At 68.1% G+C, this 20,569-nt stretch carries 20 protein-coding genes and 2 pseudogenes; 6 read left to right on the top strand and 16 right to left on the bottom strand.

Translation table 11 applies throughout. The features are described from left to right. Window positions 1-6: 6 nt before the first annotated feature. The 5 genes from BN4348_RS45365 to BN4348_RS45385 form a co-directional block, all read right to left on the bottom strand. Window positions 7-1,092 (bottom strand): sulfate/molybdate ABC transporter ATP-binding protein, encoded by a 1,086-nt coding sequence (locus BN4348_RS45365; RefSeq protein WP_066914090.1) that lies wholly within the window; start codon window positions 1,090-1,092, stop codon window positions 7-9. 20 nt (window positions 1,093-1,112) lie between these two features. Then, the gene (gene cysW, locus BN4348_RS45370; protein ID WP_066914091.1) at window positions 1,113-1,925 is read right to left on the bottom strand and encodes a sulfate ABC transporter permease subunit CysW; all 813 of its coding nucleotides are present in this window, start codon (window positions 1,923-1,925) and stop codon (window positions 1,113-1,115) included. Beyond that, window positions 1,922-2,770, bottom strand: a complete 849-nt coding sequence (cysT, locus tag BN4348_RS45375; RefSeq protein ID WP_066914093.1) for a sulfate ABC transporter permease subunit CysT — start codon at window positions 2,768-2,770, stop codon at window positions 1,922-1,924. The genes cysW and cysT overlap by 4 nt, the downstream gene beginning before the upstream one ends. Next, the gene (locus BN4348_RS45380) at window positions 2,767-3,813 is read right to left on the bottom strand and encodes a sulfate ABC transporter substrate-binding protein (RefSeq protein WP_066914100.1); all 1,047 of its coding nucleotides are present in this window, start codon (window positions 3,811-3,813) and stop codon (window positions 2,767-2,769) included. Before BN4348_RS45380 ends, cysT begins: the two co-directional genes overlap by 4 nt. Window positions 3,814-4,102: 289 nt before the next feature. After that, on the bottom strand, window positions 4,103-4,297 hold the full coding sequence (locus BN4348_RS45385) for a hypothetical protein (RefSeq protein ID WP_066914102.1): 195 nt from the start codon (window positions 4,295-4,297) through the stop codon (window positions 4,103-4,105). 235 nt (window positions 4,298-4,532) lie between these two features. On the opposite strand from BN4348_RS45385, the gene BN4348_RS45390 reads away from it, so the two are divergent. Further along, a complete protein-coding gene (locus BN4348_RS45390) occupies window positions 4,533-6,584 on the top strand; it encodes a glycoside hydrolase family 15 protein (RefSeq protein WP_066914104.1) in 2,052 nt (683 codons plus the stop codon). Window positions 6,585-6,593: 9 nt separating this feature from the next. Here BN4348_RS45390 and BN4348_RS45395 read toward each other — a convergent pair whose 3' ends face one another. From BN4348_RS45395 to lepA, 4 genes and pseudogenes are all read right to left on the bottom strand, one after another. After that, window positions 6,594-7,385, bottom strand: a complete 792-nt coding sequence (locus BN4348_RS45395) for a sensor domain-containing protein (RefSeq protein WP_211145733.1) — start codon at window positions 7,383-7,385, stop codon at window positions 6,594-6,596. A gap of 198 nt (window positions 7,386-7,583) precedes the next feature. Continuing rightward, entirely contained in the window at window positions 7,584-8,300 is a 717-nt protein-coding gene (locus BN4348_RS45400; RefSeq protein ID WP_211145734.1) for a sensor domain-containing protein, read from the bottom strand. A 221-nt stretch (window positions 8,301-8,521) separates the two neighbouring features. Beyond that, window positions 8,522-9,301, bottom strand: coding sequence for a sensor domain-containing protein (locus BN4348_RS45405; protein WP_066914106.1), 780 nt, complete (start codon window positions 9,299-9,301; stop codon window positions 8,522-8,524). A 2-nt stretch (window positions 9,302-9,303) separates the two neighbouring features. Continuing rightward, a pseudogene (gene lepA, locus BN4348_RS45410) lies at window positions 9,304-11,299 on the bottom strand (translation elongation factor 4). Between lepA and BN4348_RS45415 the strand changes: the two are divergent. Further along, window positions 11,281-11,859, top strand: a complete 579-nt coding sequence (locus BN4348_RS45415; RefSeq protein WP_066914111.1) for a type II toxin-antitoxin system PemK/MazF family toxin — start codon at window positions 11,281-11,283, stop codon at window positions 11,857-11,859. The pseudogene lepA and the gene BN4348_RS45415 overlap by 19 nt on opposite strands. Before the next feature lie 83 nt (window positions 11,860-11,942). On the opposite strand, the gene BN4348_RS45420 is transcribed toward BN4348_RS45415, so the two are convergent. After that, complete coding sequence (locus BN4348_RS45420) at window positions 11,943-12,371, bottom strand: CBS domain-containing protein (RefSeq protein WP_066914112.1); 429 nt, start codon at window positions 12,369-12,371, stop codon at window positions 11,943-11,945. A 171-nt stretch (window positions 12,372-12,542) separates the two neighbouring features. Between BN4348_RS45420 and BN4348_RS45425 the strand changes: the two genes are divergently transcribed. Beyond that, window positions 12,543-13,385, top strand: coding sequence for a ribonuclease Z (locus tag BN4348_RS45425; protein ID WP_066914115.1), 843 nt, complete (start codon window positions 12,543-12,545; stop codon window positions 13,383-13,385). Here the strand turns inward: BN4348_RS45425 and BN4348_RS45430 are convergent. Then, window positions 13,369-13,953 carry a hypothetical protein gene (locus BN4348_RS45430; RefSeq protein WP_235852758.1) on the bottom strand — a complete coding sequence of 195 codons (585 nt, stop codon included), beginning with the start codon at window positions 13,951-13,953 and terminating at the stop codon, window positions 13,369-13,371. The two genes, BN4348_RS45425 and BN4348_RS45430, sit on opposite strands and share 17 nt — an antisense overlap. A gap of 35 nt (window positions 13,954-13,988) precedes the next feature. On the opposite strand from BN4348_RS45430, the pseudogene BN4348_RS45435 reads away from it, so the two are divergent. Beyond that, a pseudogene (locus BN4348_RS45435) lies at window positions 13,989-14,174 on the top strand (ribonuclease Z); the annotation flags it as partial. On the opposite strand, the gene BN4348_RS45440 reads toward BN4348_RS45435, so the two are convergent. Beyond that, complete coding sequence (locus BN4348_RS45440; protein ID WP_211145811.1) at window positions 14,158-14,754, bottom strand: hypothetical protein; 597 nt, start codon at window positions 14,752-14,754, stop codon at window positions 14,158-14,160. The pseudogene BN4348_RS45435 and the gene BN4348_RS45440 sit on opposite strands and share 17 nt — an antisense overlap. A 216-nt stretch (window positions 14,755-14,970) precedes the next feature. On the opposite strand from BN4348_RS45440, the gene BN4348_RS45445 reads away from it, so the two are divergent. Beyond that, on the top strand, window positions 14,971-15,462 hold the full coding sequence (locus BN4348_RS45445) for a MarR family winged helix-turn-helix transcriptional regulator (protein ID WP_066914133.1): 492 nt from the start codon (window positions 14,971-14,973) through the stop codon (window positions 15,460-15,462). Here BN4348_RS45445 and BN4348_RS45450 read toward each other — a convergent pair. Genes BN4348_RS45450 through BN4348_RS45460 form a run of 3 tightly spaced genes read right to left on the bottom strand, consistent with a single transcriptional unit; the run spans window position 15,446 to window position 18,962 of the window. Then, on the bottom strand, window positions 15,446-16,285 hold the full coding sequence (locus BN4348_RS45450; protein WP_066914117.1) for a transglutaminase family protein: 840 nt from the start codon (window positions 16,283-16,285) through the stop codon (window positions 15,446-15,448). The two genes, BN4348_RS45445 and BN4348_RS45450, sit on opposite strands and share 17 nt — an antisense overlap. Beyond that, window positions 16,285-17,262 (bottom strand): alpha-E domain-containing protein, encoded by a 978-nt coding sequence (locus BN4348_RS45455; protein ID WP_066914119.1) that lies wholly within the window; start codon window positions 17,260-17,262, stop codon window positions 16,285-16,287. The genes BN4348_RS45450 and BN4348_RS45455 overlap by 1 nt, the downstream gene beginning before the upstream one ends. Then, window positions 17,262-18,962: a circularly permuted type 2 ATP-grasp protein gene (locus BN4348_RS45460; RefSeq protein ID WP_084454251.1), complete on the bottom strand. Its 1,701-nt coding sequence runs from the start codon at window positions 18,960-18,962 to the stop codon at window positions 17,262-17,264. Before BN4348_RS45460 ends, BN4348_RS45455 begins: the two co-directional genes overlap by 1 nt. Before the next feature lie 136 nt (window positions 18,963-19,098). Between BN4348_RS45460 and rpsT the strand changes: the two genes are divergently transcribed. Beyond that, complete coding sequence (gene rpsT / locus BN4348_RS45465; protein ID WP_066914123.1) at window positions 19,099-19,359, top strand: 30S ribosomal protein S20; 261 nt, start codon at window positions 19,099-19,101, stop codon at window positions 19,357-19,359. 16 nt (window positions 19,360-19,375) lie between these two features. Here rpsT and holA read toward each other — a convergent pair whose 3' ends face one another. Continuing rightward, window positions 19,376-20,344 carry a DNA polymerase III subunit delta gene (gene holA / locus BN4348_RS45470; protein ID WP_264034293.1) on the bottom strand — a complete coding sequence of 323 codons (969 nt, stop codon included), beginning with the start codon at window positions 20,342-20,344 and terminating at the stop codon, window positions 19,376-19,378. Window positions 20,345-20,569: the final 225 nt, after the last annotated feature.

Below are 20,569 nucleotides of genomic sequence, written 5' to 3' on the forward strand. Positions count from 1 at the left end.
CCAACATCACGCCGATGTCAGCGTGCTCCGGTCCTCGTCGGCGCCCCCGCTGCCCGGGGTCGCGATGTCGCTGGGCAGGGGTGGGACACGGGTTGCTCGCACGTAGACGGTGTCGCCGTCGCGCAGGGCCAGCGCCTCGGCGTCCCCGCGGGTGATCTGCGCGGTGAAGGCGCCCCCGGTGGCGGCGCTGGTCATCTCCACGCGCACCTCGAATCCCAGCGCGACCACCCGGTCCACCGTCGCGCGCACCACGCCGATGGATTCCGCGGTGCCGTCTCCGCCGGCCACGGCCATGTCAGGCTTGCGGCCGACGCGGATGTCGTGCGGACGTACCAACGCGCCGTTGAGCTCGGAGACCGCGCCCAAAAACGACATCACGAACGCGCTCGCCGGAGAGTCGTAGACCTCGGTGGGCGATCCGACCTGCTCGATGCGGCCCTTGTTCAACACCGCGATGCGGTCGGCCACATCGAGCGCCTCCGCTTGGTCGTGGGTGACCAGCACGGTGGTGACGTGCACCTCGTCGTGCAGGCGCCGCAACCACGCCCGCAGGTCCTCGCGGACCTTGGCGTCTAGCGCCCCGAAGGGCTCGTCGAGCAGCAGCACCTGCGGGTCGACGGCCAGCGCCCGGGCCAGCGCCATGCGCTGGCGTTGGCCGCCGGAAAGCTGGTTGGGATAGCGGGTCTGAAATCCGCTCAGCCCCACGACCTCCAGCAGGTTGTCGACCTTTTCCTTGATTTCGGCCTTGGGCCGCTTGCGAATCCGCAACCCATAGGCGACGTTGTCCCTCACGGTCAGGTGCTTGAACGCGGCATAATGCTGAAACACAAACCCGATGCCGCGGCGCTGCGGCGGCACCCCGGTGACGTCGCGACCGTTGATCGTGACGGTTCCGCTGTCGGGCTGGTCCAGGCCGGCGATGGCCCGCAGCAGCGTCGACTTGCCCGAACCGCTGGGTCCCAGCAACGCCGTCAGCGAGCCCTTCGGCACGACGAAGTCCACATGGTCCAGCGCAACGAAGTCGCCGTACTGTTTGTAGGCGTCGTGCACGATGATCGCGTTGTCGCCGCGCTCGGGTCGGCAGTCGGTCATCACGAGTCTCCTTGTCGCGCTTACTTGGTCGCTCGTACCCGGCGGGCGTCGAGAACCAGCTGGAAGATCAGGACCAGCACGGCCACCCCCATCAGCAGTGTCGACAGCGCGTAGGCGCCGTACTCCGCCCCGCGGTTGTACCGGTCCGCGACGAGCAATGTCAGGGTCTGCGACTTCCCCGGCAGGTTGGACGACACGATGATCACCGCGCCGAATTCGCCGAGGGTGCGCGCCACCGTCAGCACGACGCCGTAGGTCAACCCCCACCGGATCGACGGCAATGTGATCCGCCAAAACGTCTGCCACCAGCCCGAACCCAGGGTGGCCGCCGCCTCCTCCTGGTCGGTTCCCAGCTCGTGCAGCACCGGTTCCACCTCACGCACCACGAACGGCAGGGTGACGAAAATGCTGGCCAACACGATCCCGGGCAGCCCGAAAATGATCTTGAACCCGAGGTCGCGTTCGACGAAGCCGAAGGCGCCGGCCGCCCCCCACAGCAGGATCAACGCCACGCCCACGATCACCGGCGACACCGCGAACGGCAGATCGATGACCGCCTGCAGCACCCCCTTGCCGCGGAAACGGTTGCGCGCCAGAACCAGTGCGGTCGGGATGCCGAACACCACGTTGAGCGGCACCACGATCGCCACCACCAGCAGAGTCAAATTCAGCGCCGAGATGGCCGCCGGTGTGCTCACCCAGTCGAAGAACTGACCGACGCCGGGCCGGAATGTCCGCCACAGGATCAACGTCACCGGAACGACGAGCAACACGAAGATGTAGGCCAGCGCCGCGAATCGGAGGAGGTAGCGAACCCGGGGCGACGACGTCATGCGGCCAGCTCCTGACGCTTGGCGGCGCGGCCGCCCACGATACGCAACACCAGCAGCACGAAGAACGAAATCGCCAGCAGCACAATCGATATCGCGGCAGCGCCGGTGCGGTCATCGTTTTCGATCAGCGTCCGTATCCACTGCGATGACACCTCGGTCTTGCCCGGGACGGCGCCGCCGATCAGCACCACCGACCCGAACTCGCCGATCGCTCGCGAGAAGGCCAGCCCCGCACCGGATAACAGGGCGGGCGTCAGGGACGGCAGCATGACCGAGGTGAAGACCTTCGGGCCGCTGGCGCCCAGCGACGCCGCCGCCTCCTCGGTCTCCCGATCCATTTCCAACAGCACCGGCTGCACGGCGCGCACCACAAAGGGCAACGTGACGAAGGCCAGCGCCACCGCCACCCCCCATGCGGTGTGCTGCAGGCGCAGGCCCACCGGGCTGTTGTTGCCGTACAGGGCCAGCATCACCAGGCTGGCCACGATGGTCGGCAGCGCGAACGGCAGGTCGATGATCGCGTCGACGAGCCGCTTGCCGAAGAAGTCGTCGCGCACCAGGACCCACGCGATCAGCAGGCCGAAGATCAGGTTGAGGGCCGTCACCCCGGCGGAGATGGTCAGCGTCACCCTGAACGACTCCAGCGCGGCGTTCGACGTCACCGCCAGCCAGAAGGCGTGCCAACCCCCGGCGGCCGCCTGCCACGCGATGGCGGCCAGCGGCAGCAACACGATCACCGAAAGCCACAGCGTCGCAACGCCGACCCGCAGTGACGTGATTCCGGATCCGCGCAGGGGCCAGGCACCGGGAGGCGCCTGGTACTCGGGCGTCACGGTGGCTGTCATCCGGTGGCCTGCGTGTAGATCTTGGTGATGCTGCCGGTGTTCTTGTCGAACAGCTGCGGATCCGTTGTCCCCCAACCGCCGAGGTCAGCGATCGTCCACAGTTTCGCCGGCGCCGGATACCGATCGCGGAAGTCGGCGGCCACGGCCGGGTCGACCGGCCGGAAGCCGGCCTGCGCCCACACCTTTTGCGCCGCTGCGGTGTACTGGAAGTTCTTGAAGGCGACGGCGGCATTCAGGTGGGAGCTGGTGCTCACCACCGCCACCGGGTTCTCGATCTTGAAGGTCTGCGGCGGGTTGACGTGCTCGACGGGTTTGCCGGCCCGCTCCGTGGCGATCGCCTCGTTCTCGTAGCTGATCAACACGTCGCCACTGCCCTGGACGAAGACGTCGGTGGCCTCCCGGCCCGACCCGGGGCGCAATTTGACGTGTTCGCGCACCAGCTTGCTGATGAAGTCGACACCCGCCTGGGCGTTCTTCCCGCCCAGGCTCTTGACGGCGTACGGGGCGAGCAGGTTCCACTTGGCCGAGCCCGAACTCAGCGGGCTGGGCGTGATGACCTCGACGCCGGGCCGCAGGAGGTCATCCCAGTCCCTGATGTTCTTCGGATTTCCCTTGCGTACCACCAGGGTTACCACCGAGCCGAAGGGAATCCCCTTGGTTGCGTCGGTGTTCCAGTCCTTGGAAACCTTGCCGGCCTTAACGAGTCGCGCGATGTCCGGCTCGACGGAGAAGTTCACGACGTCGGCCGGCTTACCGTCGACAACCCCGCGGGACTGGTCACCGGAGGCGCCATACGAGGCGACCACCTGCACGCCCTTGCCCTCCTCCGAGGCGTTGAACGCGGGAATCACCTTGCTCCAGCCCGGTTCTGGGACCGAATAGGCGACCAGGGTGATGCTGGTGCGCGCGTTGGCCGGCCCGCCGCCCCCGACGACGTCGCTGGGGCCGCCCGCGCACGCGGCGACGACACCGACGATCAGCGCCAGCGCCGCGACACACCGCAGAACCGGCCGGCGGGGGGCGCTGCCGATGTCGTTGAGCATTGGTGGCCTTTCGGTGCGGGACTTGGTTACTCGGTCCCGGTGCGGCGGAAAGGCGCTTAGCAATGCAGGAGAATCCACGACTCCAGACCAGACCGCGCACGGGGTGTGGGAGTCAGCGACAACAGTGCACGAAGACGGCGCATTCGAAAACACCGGACGCCTCGTGCATGTCGCGAAGCGTAACAGGATCCGCCGGGGGCGTCTCGTCAGTGCGTCGCCAGCCACGCGACGATCACCAGCACGACGAGCGCGACCAGAATCAAGGTCACGTGTGACCGGGGCATGCGCGTTACCCGGGCGCCTCATCGGCGTGCCGGATCCGGCGCATCAAGGTGATGCCCCGCCCGAGCAGGCCGTCGAGCGCGGTCGCCACGACGTAGGCCACCGCCAACACGACGGGCATCACGATCAGGGCCTGCAGCACGAACGGCAGGCCGGAAAGCCACAGCTCGTTGCCGTCCCACCAATTCAGGAACGCGCTCACCCGGCTCACCCTATTCGCCCGGGACCGTCAAACCAACGTGGGCGGATCGCGCAACGGCGCCCGCGCCGCCGGGATCCCCGGCCCGATGCGCACCCGGGCCGGCGTAAAAGTCACGGTGAGGGAAAACACGTCGGCCTTCCGGTGATTCGGCGGCGATATCGCGAACGCCGGCTAAAAACCCGACATCCGCTGCAAACATTGGACGCCGGGCAGGTTGACAGTCGATGATGTCGGGATGGTTCTGCACGCGCAACCCGCCGACCAGCCGGCCGACGGTGCTCCCGGCGAGGCCACCCGGGAAGCGTTCGACGCGGCCCCCGAGGCGGTACTGCCCTCGCCGATCGATTTCAACGCCCCCGCGCCGCTTACGCACACCGCGTCGCTGCGGAACCCGTTTCCGCCGATCGCCGATTACGCGTTCCTGTCCGACTGGGAGACGACGTGCCTGATCTCCCCCGCCGGTTCGGTGGAATGGCTGTGCGTGCCCCGGCCCGACTCCCCGAGCGTGTTCGGCGCGATCCTGGACCGCAGCGCGGGTCATTTCCGGCTCGGCCCCTACGGCGTCTCGGTGCCGTCGGCGCGCCGCTACCTTCCGGGCAGCCTGATCATGGAGACCACGTGGCAGACGCACACCGGGTGGCTGATCGTGCGCGACGCCCTGGTGATGGGCAAGTGGCACGACATCGAGCGGCGGTCGCGGACCCATCGCCGCACCCCGATGGACTGGGACGCCGAGCACATCCTGCTGCGCACAGTGCGCTGCGTCAGCGGCACCGTCGAGCTGATGATGAGCTGCGAGCCGGCGTTCGACTACCACCGCGTCGGCTCCACCTGGGAATACTCGGCCAACGCCTACGGTGAGGCCATCGCCCGCGCCAACAGGCAACCGGACGCCCACCCGACGCTGCGGCTGACCACCAACCTGCGGATCGGGCTGGAAGGCCGGGAGGCGCGCGCCCGCACCCGGATGAAAGAGGGCGACGACATCTTCGTCGCCCTGAGCTGGACCAAGCACCCGGCGCCGCAGACCTACGAAGAGGCCGCCGACAAGATGTGGCAGACCACCGAGTGCTGGCGGCAGTGGATCAACATCGGCAACTTCCCCGACCACCCGTGGCGGGCCTACCTGCAGCGCAGCGCGCTCACGCTGAAGGGGTTGACCTACTCACCCACGGGCGCGCTGCTGGCGGCCAGCACCACGTCGCTTCCGGAGACGCCGCACGGCGAGCGCAACTGGGACTACCGCTACGCCTGGGTCCGCGACTCGACGTTCGCGTTGTGGGGCCTCTACACCCTGGGCCTGGACCGCGAGGCCGACGACTTCTTCGCCTTCATCGCCGACGTCTCGGGCGCCAACAACAACGAGCGGCACCCGCTGCAGGTGATGTACGGCGTCGGCGGGGAGCGCAGCCTGGTCGAAGACGAGCTGCACCACCTGTCCGGCTACGACCACGCCCGGCCGGTGCGCATCGGCAACGGCGCCTACGACCAGGTCCAGCACGACATCTGGGGCTCGATCCTGGACTCGTTCTACCTGCACGCCAAGTCGCGCGAACAGATCCCGGAGACCCTGTGGCCGGTGCTGAAGAAGCAGGTGGAAGAGGCGATCAAGCATTGGCGTGAGCCCGACCGCGGCATCTGGGAGGTGCGCGGGGAGCCGCAGCACTTCACGTCGTCGAAGGTGATGTGCTGGGTGGCGCTCGACCGCGGCTGCAAGCTCGCCGAGCGGCAGGGCGAGAAGAGCTACGCCCAGCAGTGGCGGGCCATAGCCGAGGAGATCAAGGCCGACATCCTCGAACACGGGGTGGACTCGCGCGGCGTGTTCACCCAGCGCTACGGCAGCGACGCGCTGGATGCCTCGCTACTGCTGGTGGTGTTGACCCGATTCCTGCCGCCGGACGACCCGCGCGTGCGCAACACCGTGCTGGCGATCGCCAACGAACTCACCGAGGAAGGCCTGGTGTTGCGCTACCGGGTCGAGGAGACCGACGACGGGCTGTCCGGCGAGGAGGGTACGTTCACGATCTGCTCGTTCTGGCTGGTGTCGGCGCTCGTCGAGATCGGCGAGGTGAGCCGCGCGAAGCGGCTGTGCGAGCGGCTGCTGTCCTACGCCAGCCCGCTGCACCTCTACGCCGAGGAGATCGAGCCACGCACCGGGCGGCATCTGGGCAACTTCCCGCAGGCGTTCACCCACCTGGCGTTGATCAACGCCGTGGTCCACGTCATCCGGGCCGAGGAGGAGGCCGACAGCACCGGGGGCTTCCAGCCCGCGAACGCGCCCATGTGACACGACGCGTCAGATCAGCGCGCCGATTTTGTCCATCATGGCGCGCGCGACGTCGACGGCGGTGCCATCGAAGTTTGCCGTGTCACCCGATCCCCGACCCAGCGCGGTTGAGCTGTGAAACACGTCGACCTCGACCTCGATGAGGCAATTGCCGCGCACGCCAATGGCGCGCCCGGCGGGAATCGATTCCCAATCCGAATGGGGTTCTGACTTGTGCTCCGGACCGCCGGACGTCCATCCGACCGAAACGGTCGCCGCGACAACGGAAGCAGAAGATTCCACGTTACTGATCTTGCCCTTGAGCCGGAACATGCTGCCGGGCAACGACGTCGTCCTCCCGTCGCAGCTGTGCCACTGTCGGGAAAACGCGACGAACATCGCCTCGGCATCTTCGGCCGTGGGAAGGCCCACCACGCCCTCCTGAACGCTGGTCACATCCGCGGATGCGGCGGCGTGCCGCCAGGTCTCGACCGCGACATCCTTCACCGAGCCGGATCCGTACACGCTTTGCTGCAGCATCGCCGCGACGCCGACACAGTCGTCCGGCAACGCCGTTGCATCGTCGGCCAACTCCTCGGCGCCGCCGAAGCGTGGCGGAAAACGAGGGTCGATCTTCAGGGCCTGCTTGACGATTCGCGACAACGTTCTGTCGCTAAGCAGCACGTGGTCGACGGTCTCCCCGCTCAGCGGTCGCGGCGGTCGGCTCGGCGCCGACTGCGCGGTGCCGCCGACGGTGACGGCGCAACCCGCGACGAACAGCATCACCGTCAGCGGGACCACCAGCAACCATGGCTTCCTCATCCGGTCACGCCTGTTTCTCGTCGTTCTCGATGGCGCGTCCGGTGGACAAAGCGGCGACGAACGCACCCCCGGGCACGACCCAATCGACATCCGTTGTTTTTGCCTTCCTTCCCGCTCTACCAGCAGGTTAGGTTCGCGGAAATACCAGCGCGGTAAGCCACACCGAAGACACAGCAGGACGGCAGCAACGTCTCAGCCTCAGCTCAGGGCGTTGACCTTGTCCATCATGGCGCGTGCGATGTCGACGGCGCCGTCGTTGACATCGCCCGGCCCGCGTGCCGACGGTGGTGCGGAATTGAAGAAGTCCACCTCGACCTCAATGAGGCAATTGCCGCGCACCGCGATGGCACGCCGCGCCGGGATGGACACCGAATCCGGATCGGGCGAGCGCCACCCTTCCCAAACCGTGGCCACCACGACGGAATCGGAGACCTGCACGTCGGTGATCTTGCCCTTGAGCCTGAACATGCCGCCCGGCAAGGACGTCTGCGCGCCATTGCATTCCTGCCATTGCCGAGCAAACGTCGCGAACAGCGCGTCGGCGTCGGCGGCGGTGGGCAGGCTGACCACGCCTTCCTTCACGTCGGTCACATCCGCAGGCACAGCAGCGTGCCGCCAAGCCGCAGCGGCGACCTCTTCGACGTCGCTGGACCCGTAGACGCCCTGCTGCAGCATCGCTGCGACCCCAAGACAACCGTCGGGTAGTGCCGTTCCAGGGTCCTCCAACTCCTCGGCGCCGCCGAACTGTGGCGGAAAACGAAGGTCAAGGTTCAAGGGCTGCTTGAGGATTCGCGAGAGTGCGTCATCGCCCAGCAGCACATGGTCGACGGCCGGCCTGCCGAGCGACGGCGGCGCCAGGCCCGGTGCCGGCGTCGCCTTGCCGCCGATGTTCACCGCGCAGCCGGCGGCGAGCATCACGACCGTCAACGGGCCTACCAAGAACCAGCGGTGTTTCATGCGGTCACATCTATTCCGGGGTTTCTCGACCTCGCGTCGGGGGGCAGGGCTGCGACAACGGCTTGTCGTTCATCTTTTGTTCACCTTGATTTTATGATTCGTTTCCCGAAAACGCACGCAGCCGCGCCAGAAACACAGTTCAGCCGCAGGGAGGCCTCGGCCTCGCTGGCACGCCCACGTCAGCCGAGGGCGTTGACCTTGTCCATCATGGCGTGGGCGATGTCGACGGCGCTGGTGTCGACGTTGCCCGATCCCGGATCCGACGGGCGTCGCTCGCCGAAGAAGACCACCTGGACCTCGACCAGGCAGTTCGACTGGACACCGAGGGCTCGCGCCTGAGGCGTGGGCCGCAGGGGCGGCATGTTGGGCAGCGTCGACGTCGCCGTATTGGTCGCGGCGACAATGGTATTCGAGGCATCGGCAACCCGGACGTCGCTGATCGCGTTCGTCGTGCTGATCGGGCCGGTCTGCTCCGTCGTCGTGGTGCCCGCGCACTGCTGCCACTGCTGCGAGAACTGCGCGAACAGCGCGGCGGCCTGCGCGGCCGAGGGCAGCGTCACCACGCCCTCGATCACGGTGAGCACCTGCGCCGGCTCGCCGTTGTTCCACCACGACTCCGACGCAACGTCTTTGACGTCGGCGGGCTGCGGGCCGGACAGGTAGACGCTCTTCTGCAGCATCGCGGTCACGCCCAGGCAACCGGCCGGCGACACCGTCTCGTCCTTGTGATACAGCGTTTCGGGGCCGCCGAACTCGGGTGGGTTGCGGGCGACAAACGGCTGGCCGAGCATCCGCGACAGCGTGGCCCCGTCGAGCAGCACCCGCTTGACGGTCTCACCGGTGAGCGGCCGCGGCTTCAGGTTCGGCGCCGGCCTGGCGGTGCCGTCCACCACCGTGCCGCAGCCCGCCGCCAACGCGGCGACCAGTAGCAACGCCGTCGCCGGCCCGATTCTCCGCACGGCTACTTCTTACCCTTGTCCCCGGCCGCGTCCGTCGACAGCGCGGCGACGAACGCCTCCTGCGGCACCTCGACGCGGCCGATGGTCTTCATCCGCTTCTTGCCTTCCTTCTGCTTTTCCAGAAGTTTGCGTTTGCGGGTGATGTCACCGCCGTAGCACTTGGACAGCACGTCCTTGCGGATCGCCCGGATGTTCTCGCGCGCAATGATTTTCGAGCCGATGGCCGCCTGCACCGGCACCTCGAACTGCTGGCGCGGGATGAGCTCCTTGAGCTTGGTGGCCATCTTGTTGCCGTAAGCGTACGCCGAATCCTTGTGCACGATCGCGCTGAACGCGTCGACGGCCTCGCCCTGCAGCAGGATGTCGACCTTGACCAGTTCGGCCTCCTGCTCGCCGGCCTCCTCGTAGTCGAGGCTGGCGTAGCCGCGGGTGCGCGACTTCAGGGAGTCGAAGAAGTCGAAGATGATCTCGCCGAGCGGCATGGTGTAGCGCAATTCCACCCGTTCGGGCGACAGATAATCCATGCCGCCGAGCTCGCCGCGGCGGGACTGGCACAGTTCCATGATCGTGCCGATGAATTCGCTGGGCGCGATGATGGTCGTCTTCACCACGGGCTCGTACACCGTGCGGATTTTGCCGTCCGGCCAGTCCGACGGGTTGGTCACGACGATCTGCGAGTCGTCTTCCTTCACGACGCGATAGACGACGTTCGGCGAGGTCGAGATCAGGTCCAGGTCGAACTCGCGCTCCAGGCGCTCGCGGGTGATCTCCATGTGCAGCAGGCCCAGAAACCCGCAGCGGAACCCGAAGCCCAGCGCCACCGACGTCTCCGGCTCGTAGGTCAGCGCGGCGTCGTTGAGCTGCAGCCTGTCCAGGGCGTCGCGCAGGTCCGGGTAGTCGGAGCCGTCGACGGGATAGAGCCCCGAGTACACCATCGGCTTGGGCTCGCGGTAGCCCGTGAGCGCCTCGGTGGCCCCGTGCCGGGCGGTCGTCACCGTGTCGCCGACCTTGGACTGGCGGACGTCCTTGACGCCGGTGATCAGGTAGCCCACCTCCCCCACGCCCAGGCCGGCGCTCGGCTTGGGTTCGGGCGAGACGATGCCGACCTCGAGCAGTTCGTGGGTGGCGCCCGTCGACATCATCGCGATGCGTTCGCGCGGCGTGATCTTGCCGTCCACCACCCTGACGTAGGTCACCACGCCGCGGTAGATGTCGTAGACCGAGTCGAAGATCATTGCGCGGGTGGGCGCGTCGGCGTCGCCCTGCGGCGGCGGCACCCGACGGACCACCTCGTCGAGCAGCTCGGGCACGCCCTCGCCGGTCTTGCCGGACACGCGCAGCACGTCGCCCGGTTCGCAGCCGATGATGTGGGCGATCTCGCCGGCGTAGCGGTCCGGGTCGGCGGCCGGCAGGTCGATCTTGTTGAGCACCGGGATGATCGTCAGGTCGCGGTCCAGCGCCAGGTAGAGGTTGGCCAGGGTCTGCGCCTCGATGCCCTGGGCCGCATCGACCAGCAGGATGGCGCCCTCGCAGGCCTCCAACGCGCGCGACACCTCGTAGGTGAAGTCGACGTGACCCGGGGTGTCGATCAGGTGCAGAACGTAATCCCGCTCGGCGACCTTCCAGGGGAGGCGCACGTTCTGGGCCTTGATGGTGATCCCGCGCTCCCGTTCGATGTCCATCCGATCCAGATACTGCGCGCGCATCGACCGCTCATCGACGACGCCGGTGAGCTGGAGCATCCGGTCCGCCAACGTCGACTTGCCGTGGTCGATGTGAGCGATGATGCAGAAATTCCGAATCTGCGCCGGCGGGGTGAAGGTCTTGTCGGCGAAACTGCTGATGGGAATCTCCTGGTCTGGGCCCGCGCGAGGCCGGGTAAGCGGCGGTCCGCCGGTGTGTCCAGGGTATCCGTGCGGGGTGCCCGGGACCTACTTGGACACAATCGCGCCCGGGCCGCCCGCGTCTATGCTGCGAATATGGCGTCGTCCCGGAAATCTCAGTGGAAGACGTTCCAACGGTACGCCCGCAACGCGGTGATCTACGCGCAGACCGCCCAGGTCGTCGCGCGGGAACTGCAGCAGGCCGTGAAGATCACCGCGAACGTCATCGCCGCGGCCGCACCGCAACCGCCCGTGGCCATCGCCGCGGGCCGGCCGGTGACCAGCGCCAGCTTCCCGACCGCCCATCGGGCGCGCAAGCTGGTCTACGCCCCGAACCTCGACGGCCGCGCCGATCCCGGGGAGATCGTCTGGACGTGGGTGGTCTATGAGGACGATCCCAGCCGCGGCAAGGACCGGCCCGTCCTCGTCGTGGGTCGCGACCGCCGCATGCTGCTGGGGCTGGTGGTGTCCAGCCAAGAGCGGCACGCCGGCGACCGCGATTGGGTCGGGATCGGTGCGGGCGCTTGGGATTACGAGGGCCGGGAAAGCTGGGTCCGGCTCGACCGGGTGCTCGACGTGCCCGAGGAGAGCATTCGCCGCGAGGGCGCCATCCTGGACCGCGAGATCTTCGACGTGGTGGCCGCGCGGCTGCGCGCGGAATACGCGTGGAGCTAGGCGGCGCGGCGCCGAGCGTGTAACCACCCCTTGAACCTAAGCCAGAATTTTCGCCCTGAGTACACGCTCGGCGAAACGGCGGGTCAGCCCTGGGTGATGTAGGACTGCAGCTGCTGTTGCTCGGCCTCGAGCTCTTCCATCCGGGTCTTCACCACGTCACCGATGCTGACGATGCCGATCAGCTTCTTGCCGTCCAGCACCGGCACGTGGCGCACCCGGTTCTTCGTCATCAGCACGCTCAACGAGTCGACCGTGTCGGATTTTGTGCAGGTGGCGACGTTCGCGGTCATGATCTTCGAGATCGGCCGGGACAGCACACTGGCGCCGTGCGTGTGCAGTTGGCGCACGACGTCGCGCTCCGAGACGATGCCGACGACGCCGTCGTCGCCAACCACCACCATGGCACCGATGTTTTGCTCGGCGAGGCCGGCGAGCAACTCCTTGACCGTCGCCTCCGGGTTGATCGTCACCACCGCCGCGCCCTTGTTCCGCAAGACGTCCGCAATCCGCATCAGGCCTCCAGCCGGTTGTGATCCGCTTCACACCAGGTTACGGCTAACTCGCGCGCCGGGAAAGCCAACACGAGAACCGGAACCGGACGCTCCCATACCCTCGGATTTCCGGTCCAAACCCAGATCGGTCAAACTCCCCTGCGCCCGTTCGCGGCTTGCAAGGATAGGACGATGATCGAGATCACTTTGCTGGGAACGGGAAGCCCGATCCCCGACCCGAACCGCGCCGGGCCGTCGACCCTGGTGCGGGCCGGCGGGCAGGTGTTGCTGGTGGACTGCGGGCGGGGCGTCCTGCAGCGGGCGGCGGCGGTCGGCGTGGGCGCCGCCGGGTTGTCGGCGCTGCTGCTCACCCACCTGCACAGCGACCACATCGGCGACCTCGGCGACCTGCTCATCACCCGCTGGATCACCACGTTCGCGCCCGACCCGGCGCCGCTGCCGATCATCGGACCGCCCGGCACGGCGGAAACGGTGGAGGCGACCCTGCAGGCGTTGGGCCACGACATCGGCTACCGGATCGCCCACCACGCCGACCTGAACGCGCCGCCCGCGGTCGAGGTGCACGAGTGCACCGAGGGCCCGGTGTGGGACCGCGACGGGGTGTCGATCCGGGTGGCGCCGACCGATCACCGGCCGGTGGCGCCGACCATCGGCTTCCGCATCGACTCCGATGGCGCCTCAGTGGTGCTGGCCGGCGACACCGTGCCGTGCGCAGGCCTGGACGAATTGGCCCGCGGCGCCGACGCCTTGGTGCACACCGTGATCCGCAAGGACATCGTCGCCAACATCCCACAGCAGCGGCTGCAGGACATCTGCGATTACCACTCGTCGGTGCAGGAGGCCGCGGCGACGGCGGCCCGGGCGGGGGTCGGCACCCTGGTGATGACGCACTACGTGCCGGCGCTGGTGCCCGGGCAGGAGGAACAGTGGCGCGCGCTGGCAGCCGCCGAATTCGGCGGGCGCATCGAGCTGGGCGACGACCTACTTCGGGTCGAGGTCAGCCCGCACGCGTAACCGTCATCGGCCGAACGTCGTTGCGCCGCAGCGGTAGCAGCGCGCCGGCCACGACCAGCCAGACCAACGCCGATATCCGCGCGATCGGCAAGATCACCCCGAGTTCGGGCCACACCAAAACAAGCGTCGCCAATTCTGCGAGGGCGGCTGTCGCCAGGCCGACCCAGGCCAGCGGTCTCGGTGTCAATCCCAGGATGAGCATGGGCACTGCCATCCCTGCCACCAGCAGGCCCAAGGCCACGATGTGGCCCGGGCCGCCGACCAGAAATACCAGGAAGTAGATCGCGCGAACCAGCGCGGCGTCGCCGCTGACGTCCGCTCGCGACAGCGTCCAGGCCAGCAAACCGGTCAGGCCCAGGGCACCCGCGGCCAGGGTGCCGCCCGTCAGCGCGATCGTAGCTCCCGGGGCGGTGACGCCGAGTTGGCGCAACCGGGTGCTGGCCGTCGCCGCGTAGATCGCCAACGGCACCGACGACGCGAAAACCGCGGTGGCGATTACTTGCACCGCCACCGGATGGGCGCGGACGTATGTCACCACCGCCGTCGCCGGCCCGTAGGGCAGCGGCATGACGCCGCCCAGCGCGACGCCGATTGCGAGGCNCGTCGGTGCAGGAGGCCGCGGCGACGGCGGCCCGGGCGGGGGTCGGCACCCTGGTGATGACGCACTACGTGCCGGCGCTGGTGCCCGGGCAGGAGGAACAGTGGCGCGCGCTGGCAGCCGCCGAATTCGGCGGGCGCATCGAGCTGGGCGACGACCTACTTCGGGTCGAGGTCAGCCCGCACGCGTAACCGTCATCGGCCGAACGTCGTTGCGCCGCAGCGGTAGCAGCGCGCCGGCCACGACCAGCCAGACCAACGCCGATATCCGCGCGATCGGCAAGATCACCCCGAGTTCGGGCCACACCAAAACAAGCGTCGCCAATTCTGCGAGGGCGGCTGTCGCCAGGCCGACCCAGGCCAGCGGTCTCGGTGTCAATCCCAGGATGAGCATGGGCACTGCCATCCCTGCCACCAGCAGGCCCAAGGCCACGATGTGGCCCGGGCCGCCGACCAGAAATACCAGGAAGTAGATCGCGCGAACCAGCGCGGCGTCGCCGCTGACGTCCGCTCGCGACAGCGTCCAGGCCAGCAAACCGGTCAGGCCCAGGGCACCCGCGGCCAGGGTGCCGCCCGTCAGCGCGATCGTAGCTCCCGGGGCGGTGACGCCGAGTTGGCGCAACCGGGTGCTGGCCGTCGCCGCGTAGATCGCCAACGGCACCGACGACGCGAAAACCGCGGTGGCGATTACTTGCACCGCCACCGGATGGGCGCGGACGTATGTCACCACCGCCGTCGCCGGCCCGTAGGGCAGCGGCATGACGCCGCCCAGCGCGACGCCGATTGCGAGGCCGCCGAAGAGCAATCCCACGCTGACGCCGGCAAGCAGCGCCAACGGCGGTCCGCCTTGGCGGCGGCGACCGGCGGGCGGCCGAGTTACATCTGCCTGTGAATCGTTCATGTCATGAACGATATGCCCGCGCTCGACGACTGACAAGTCTATGAATGATTCACATCAAGAATTATTCGCGAAGGCTATGATGTGACGGTGCCGTCAGTCCCCAGCGACCGTCCCGACGGCGTCGCCTTCCTGTTGGCCCAACTCGGCCATCACGCCGCGGCGCTGTTCGCCGAGCAGGTGGCCACCATCGAGTTGAGTCCACCGCAGGCAGGAATTCTGCGCGCCATCGGCGCCGAGCCCGGCCGCAGCCAGCAAGCCCTCAGCGCTCAGTTGGGCATGTTGCCCAGCCGTGTCGTCGTCTACGTCGACGAGCTCGAACAACGCGGGTACATCGAGCGGCGCCGCAACCCCGACGATCGCCGGTTGCACGCTCTTTACCTCACCGCGGCCGGAAAAAGGTTGATGCGCAAGCTCTCCGAGCTCGCACGCCAGCACGAGCTTCGCTTCGCCTCGGCGCTTGACGCGGAGCAATACAGCACCCTGCGTGCGCTGCTTGCCACGCTGGCGCAGCAGCAGGGCCTCACGCCGCATGTCCACCCGGGGTACCGCACGCTTCGCCCGGCTACGCCAGCCGGGTGACCTCCACGATCACGTCGAGGTCCGTCGCGCCTTCCCCGGAGTAGATCCCCTTGAGCGGGGAGACGTCGGTGTAGTCGCGCCCGGCGCCCACGCTGACGTACTGCTCGGTGATCTCGCTGTCGTTGGTGGGGTCGAAATTCCACCAGCCACCGGTCCAGGCCTGGATCCAGGCGTGGCTGCGCCCGTCGACGGTGTCCCCGACGGTCGCGTTGCGTTTGGGGTGCAGATAGCCGGACACGTAGCGCCCGGGAATTCCCATGCCGCGCAACACCATCAGCGAGAGATGCACGAAGTCCTGGCAGACGCCCTTACCCTCGGTCAGCGCGTCCAGCCCCGAAGAGTGCACCCCGGTGGTGCCGGGCAGGTAGTCCAGCTCGTCGCGCACCCACTTGCCCGCCGCCACGACGGCCTCGGCGGGATCGTAGGACTTGGCGAGTTTCTTGGCCACGGACGCGATGTGTCTGCTCGTCGGGGTGTGCGCCGTGGGGCGCAGGAGTTCGTCGAAGCGATCGATCACCCCCGCGGAGCGCAGGTCGCTCCAGCTGACCCCCGCCACCGCCGGCTCCCCCCGTTCGGTCTCGACGACCGAGGAGGACGTCACCGTGAGATCGGTGTGCGGCGCATGCAGGTCGAACGCCGTGACGGCGGTGCCCCAATAGTCGATGTAGCGGTGGGACCGCGTCGCGGGGATGGTTTCGACCCGGTTGAGGATGACGTTTTGGCGGGTGTCCGAGCGCGGGGTCAGGCGGGCTTCGTTGTAGGAGGCGGTGACCGGCGATTGGTAGGCGTAGCCGGTGGTGTGCACGACGCGCAACCGCCACATCAGGCTTCGACCTGCCGGGTCACCAGCTGGGCGCGCTGGCCGGCATCCGACCATGCCACCCACGGCGTGACGTGGAAGTACTGCAGCGACAACGCTTCTCCGACATCGCTACAGGTCCGCTGCAAGCCCGCCAGGCGGCTGTCCAGCGACTCGAGCAACACACCGGGTTGCACGAATTCCAGTTCGCTGCGGGCCTTTCCGAGCAGGCGCTGCGCCTCGGCGGTGGAGCCGATCCGACTCTGCGGATTGTGCAGCAGTTCTTCGAGATTGTGCTCGGCCAGCCGCAGCGAGTAGAACACCGAACGCGGAAACAGGCGGTCCAGCAACATGAATTCGACCACCCGGCCGGCATCCAACACGCCTCGGTAGGTGCGCAGGTAGGTGTCGTGCGCACCCGCCGAACGCAACAGCGTCACCCACGCCGGGGACGACGCGCTGTCCCCGACCCGCGACATCAGCAGCCGCACCGTCATGTCGACCCGTTCGATCGCGCGACCCAGCAGCATGAAGCGGTATCCGTCGTCGCGCGACAGCGTCGAGTCGGCCAGGCCGGCGAACATCGCCGCGCGGCCCTCGATGAACGACAGGAATTCATGCGGCCCAAGGCGTTTGGCGGCGCGCTCGCGTTCGGCCAGGGCGTGGTAGGTGGTGTTGAGGCATTCCCAGATCTCGAGGGACGTCACCTCGCGGGCGGACTTCGCGTTCTCCCGCGCCGCCGTGATGGCGTCGACAATCGAACAGCCGCCGGAAATGTTGGTGCTGAAGGCGACCAGGTCGGTCAAAGACCAGACATCCAGGTCGTGATCCGGTGGGTCGATGCCCAGCACCCGCAACAGCAGCCGGGACGCCTGATCCGGGTCGACGCTGGAGTCCTCGAGCAGTTGGTGCAGCGCCACATCCAGGATCCGTGCGGTGTCGTCGGCGCGCTCGACGTAACGACCGATCCAGTAGAGCGCCTCGGCGTTGCGGGCCAGCATCAGCGCATCCTCTGTTGTTGTTGCTGCTGGGGTTGCTCGTCGGGAAGTTCCGTCGGCTGCGGCTGCTGCTGCTGTTGCGACAGCCGCGGCGCACCGTCGAGCACCGGGTCCGGGATGGACTTGGGCAACGACCGGACGACCTCGGCGGCGCCCAGCTCCCGCGCGCCGGACGCGGCGCGCGGCGCCAGCACCCAGGTGTCCTTCGAGCCGCCGCCCTGACTGGAGTTGACCACCCGCGAGCCCTCGACCAGGGCCACCCGGGTCAATCCGCCGGGTAGCACCCACACGTCGTTGCCGTCGTTGACCGCGAACGGCCGCAGGTCGACGTAGCGGGGCGCCAGCGTGCTTCCGACCTGCGTCGGCACGGTCGACAGTTCCATCATCGGCTGCGCGATCCAGCTGCGCGGATCGTCACGGATCTTCTTGGCGACGGTGGCCAGCTCCTTGTCGGAAGCCTCCGGGCCGAAGACGATGCCGTAACCACCGGAGCCCTCCACCGGCTTGAGCACCAGCTCATCGATCCGGTCCAGCACCTCTTCGCGTTCGTCGTCCAGCCAGCACCGGTAGGTCTCGACGTTGGCCAGCAGCGGTTTCTCGCCGAGGTAGTACTCGATCATCGTCGGCACGTACGTGTAGACGAGCTTGTCGTCGCCCACGCCGTTGCCGATCGCGCTGGAGATGACGACGTTGCCGGCACGGGCGGCGTTGACCAGGCCGGCCACCCCCAGCACCGAGTCGGCGCGGAACTGCAGCGGGTCCAGGAAGGTGTCGTCGATGCGCCGGTAGATGACGTCGACCTGGCGCTCGCCCTCGGTGGTGCGCATGTACACCTGGTTGTCGCGGCAGAACAGGTCGCGGCCCTCGACGAGCTCGACCCCCATCTGCCGGGCCAGCAGCGAATGCTCGAAATAAGCCGAGTTCGCCACGCCCGGAGTCAGCACGACGACGGTGGGATCGGCCTCGTTGGTTGCCGCGGAGTTGCGCAGTGCGCGCAGCAGGTGCGACGAGTAGTCGTCCACGGCGCGCACCCGGTGGGTGGCGAACAGGTTGGGGAAGACCCGCGCCATGGTGCGCCGATTCTCCATCACGTACGACACGCCCGAGGGTGAGCGCAGATTGTCCTCGAGGACGCGGAAGTTGCCTTTTTCGTCGCGGATCAGGTCGATGCCGGCGACGTGGATGCGGACGCCGTTGGGCGGGACGATGCCGAAGGCCTGCCGGTGGAAATGCTCGCACGACGTGATCAGTCGGCGCGGGATGATGTCGTCGTTCAGGATTTCCTGATCGCCGTAGATGTCGTCGAGATACATCTCGAGGGCCTTGACCCGCTGGGTGATGCCGCGCTCCAGCCGGCTCCACTCGGCGGCCGAGATCACCCGCGGCACCAGGTCCAGCGGAAACGGCCGCTCCTGGCCCGACAGCGAAAACGTGATGCCCTGGTCGATGAACGCGCGGCCCAGCGCCTCGGCGCGGGCTTTCAGCTCGGAGGCGTCGGAGGGCGCGAGCTCGGCATAGATGCCCTTGTATGGGCCGCGCACGGTGCCCTGGGCGTCGAACATCTCGTCGAAGGCCATCGAGTAGGCGTCCGACTCGTTGTAGCCGCCGAAGATGCGCTCGGCGCGCGCGTCCGGGCGCCGCGCCGCGCCGCGCGGGCCCCGCTTGGTTTCCTCAAGCTGGCTCGGAAGACTCACTTTAGAGATGCTGCCTCAAATTGGCGTTCTGGCAGGCCACGGTTTCCCCTTTTGGGAGAAAACGTAACCGACTGCTAACCTGGGCAGTCGCGATCGGGTATGGGCGCCCGGAGCAAAACACCGATCTTGAAGAAGGAACTGACGCGTGGCCAACATCAAGTCGCAGCAAAAGCGCATCAAGACAAACGAGCGCGCCCGCCTGCGCAACAAGGCAGTCAAGTCGTCGCTGCGCACCGCCGTGCGTGCGTTCCGCGAGGCCGCCCACACCGGCGACAAGGAGAAGGCCGCCGAACTGCTGGTGTCGACCAACCGCAAGCTGGACAAGGCGGCCAGCAAGGGCGTCATCCACAAGAACCAGGCGGCCAACAAGAAGTCGGCGCTGGCGCGGGCCCTCAACCAGATCTGAGCCATGACCGGGCCCTTCAGCGGCCCCGGTCGGCCACCAATTCGGCAACCCGCCTGACCGCGGATTCCAGCGCGTAGTCCGCGTCGGCGACGGCTCCCTTGACGTTGGCGTTGAGCTCCGCCACGACCTTCATCGCGGTGGCCACCGTGTCGCGCGACCAGCGCCGGGCCTGCTTCTGAGCCTTCTGCACCCGCCATGGCGGCATCCCCAGTTGGGCCGCCAGGCGATACGGGTCCCCCGACAGCGGACCCACCCGCCCGATGCTGTGCACGGCCTCGGCCAGTGCGTCGGCCAGCACCACCAGCGGTTCCCCGCGCAGCATCGCCCACCGCAGCGCCTCGGTGGCCCCCGCGACGTCGCCGGCCACCGCCTTGTCGGCGATGTCGAAGCCCTTCACCTCCGCCTTGCCGCTGTGATAGCGCCGCACCGCGGCGGCATCGACGTCACCGGCGGTGTCGGCGACCAGCTGTGAACACGCGGCGGCCAGTTCGCGCACATCGGAGCCGACGGCGTCCAGCAGGGCGGTCACGGTCTCCTCGTCGACCTTGACCCGCAGCTCCCGGAACTCTTTGCGGATGAAGTCGATGCGCTCGCTGAGCTTGCTGATCCGCGCGCACGGGTGGACCTCGGCGCCCAGCGACTGCAGCTCGCCGGCCAGCGCCTTGGCCCGCCCGCCGCCGGAGTGCACCACCACCAGCACCGTGCCCGTCGGGACGTCGGCGGCGGCCGCGGCGATCATCGCGGCCGCGTCCTTACCCGCTTCACCGGCCGCCTCCAGCACGACGATGCGCTCGTCGGCGAACAGCGACGGGCTCAGCAGTTCGGCGAGTTCGTAGGTACTCACGTCGCCGGCCCGCATCCGGCTCACCGGAACGTCTGGGTTCTCGGAGGCGCCGGCGCGTTGGCGAGCCGACCGCAACACGTCTGCCACCGCACGCTCGACCAGCAGCTCCTCGTCCCCCAGGACCAGGTGCAGGTGGTGCACAACGTCGCTCACCCCATGATGGTGTCACGCGAGACCGACGATGCTCAGGGTGGCGACCCGCAGCGCCCGGTCACGCCGCGCTCGCGATCGCCACGAACTCTGACGGTGGCGACCCGCAGCGCCCGGTCATGCCGCGCTCGCGATCGCCACGAACTCAGACACGGACCAGGCCAGCCAGCACACGACGAGCGCCGACCCGGCGAGCCCGAGCGCCCGGCGAAACCA

The sequence above is a fragment of the Mycobacterium interjectum genome (genome assembly GCF_900078675.2).
Lineage (GTDB): Bacteria > Actinomycetota > Actinomycetes > Mycobacteriales > Mycobacteriaceae > Mycobacterium > Mycobacterium interjectum.

Bases quoted from the DNA above. Each gene is read 5' to 3' on its own strand.
- BN4348_RS45365 (WP_066914090.1), bottom strand. From the start codon at position 1,092: ATGACCGACTGCCGACCCGAGCGCGGCGACAACGCGATCATCGTGCAC.
- cysW (WP_066914091.1), bottom strand. From the start codon at position 1,925: ATGACGTCGTCGCCCCGGGTTCGCTACCTCCTCCGATTCGCGGCGCTG.
- cysT (WP_066914093.1), bottom strand. From the start codon at position 2,770: ATGACAGCCACCGTGACGCCCGAGTACCAGGCGCCTCCCGGTGCCTGG.
- BN4348_RS45380 (WP_066914100.1), bottom strand. From the start codon at position 3,813: ATGCTCAACGACATCGGCAGCGCCCCCCGCCGGCCGGTTCTGCGGTGT.
- BN4348_RS45390 (WP_066914104.1), top strand. From the start codon at position 4,533: ATGGTTCTGCACGCGCAACCCGCCGACCAGCCGGCCGACGGTGCTCCC.
- BN4348_RS45395 (WP_211145733.1), bottom strand. From the start codon at position 7,385: ATGAGGAAGCCATGGTTGCTGGTGGTCCCGCTGACGGTGATGCTGTTC.
- BN4348_RS45400 (WP_211145734.1), bottom strand. From the start codon at position 8,300: ATGCTCGCCGCCGGCTGCGCGGTGAACATCGGCGGCAAGGCGACGCCG.
- BN4348_RS45415 (WP_066914111.1), top strand. From the start codon at position 11,281: ATGGCGTCGTCCCGGAAATCTCAGTGGAAGACGTTCCAACGGTACGCC.
- BN4348_RS45420 (WP_066914112.1), bottom strand. From the start codon at position 12,371: ATGCGGATTGCGGACGTCTTGCGGAACAAGGGCGCGGCGGTGGTGACG.
- BN4348_RS45425 (WP_066914115.1), top strand. From the start codon at position 12,543: ATGATCGAGATCACTTTGCTGGGAACGGGAAGCCCGATCCCCGACCCG.
- BN4348_RS45430 (WP_235852758.1), bottom strand. From the start codon at position 13,953: ATGCCGCTGCCCTACGGGCCGGCGACGGCGGTGGTGACATACGTCCGC.
- BN4348_RS45450 (WP_066914117.1), bottom strand. From the start codon at position 16,285: ATGTGGCGGTTGCGCGTCGTGCACACCACCGGCTACGCCTACCAATCG.
- BN4348_RS45455 (WP_066914119.1), bottom strand. From the start codon at position 17,262: ATGCTGGCCCGCAACGCCGAGGCGCTCTACTGGATCGGTCGTTACGTC.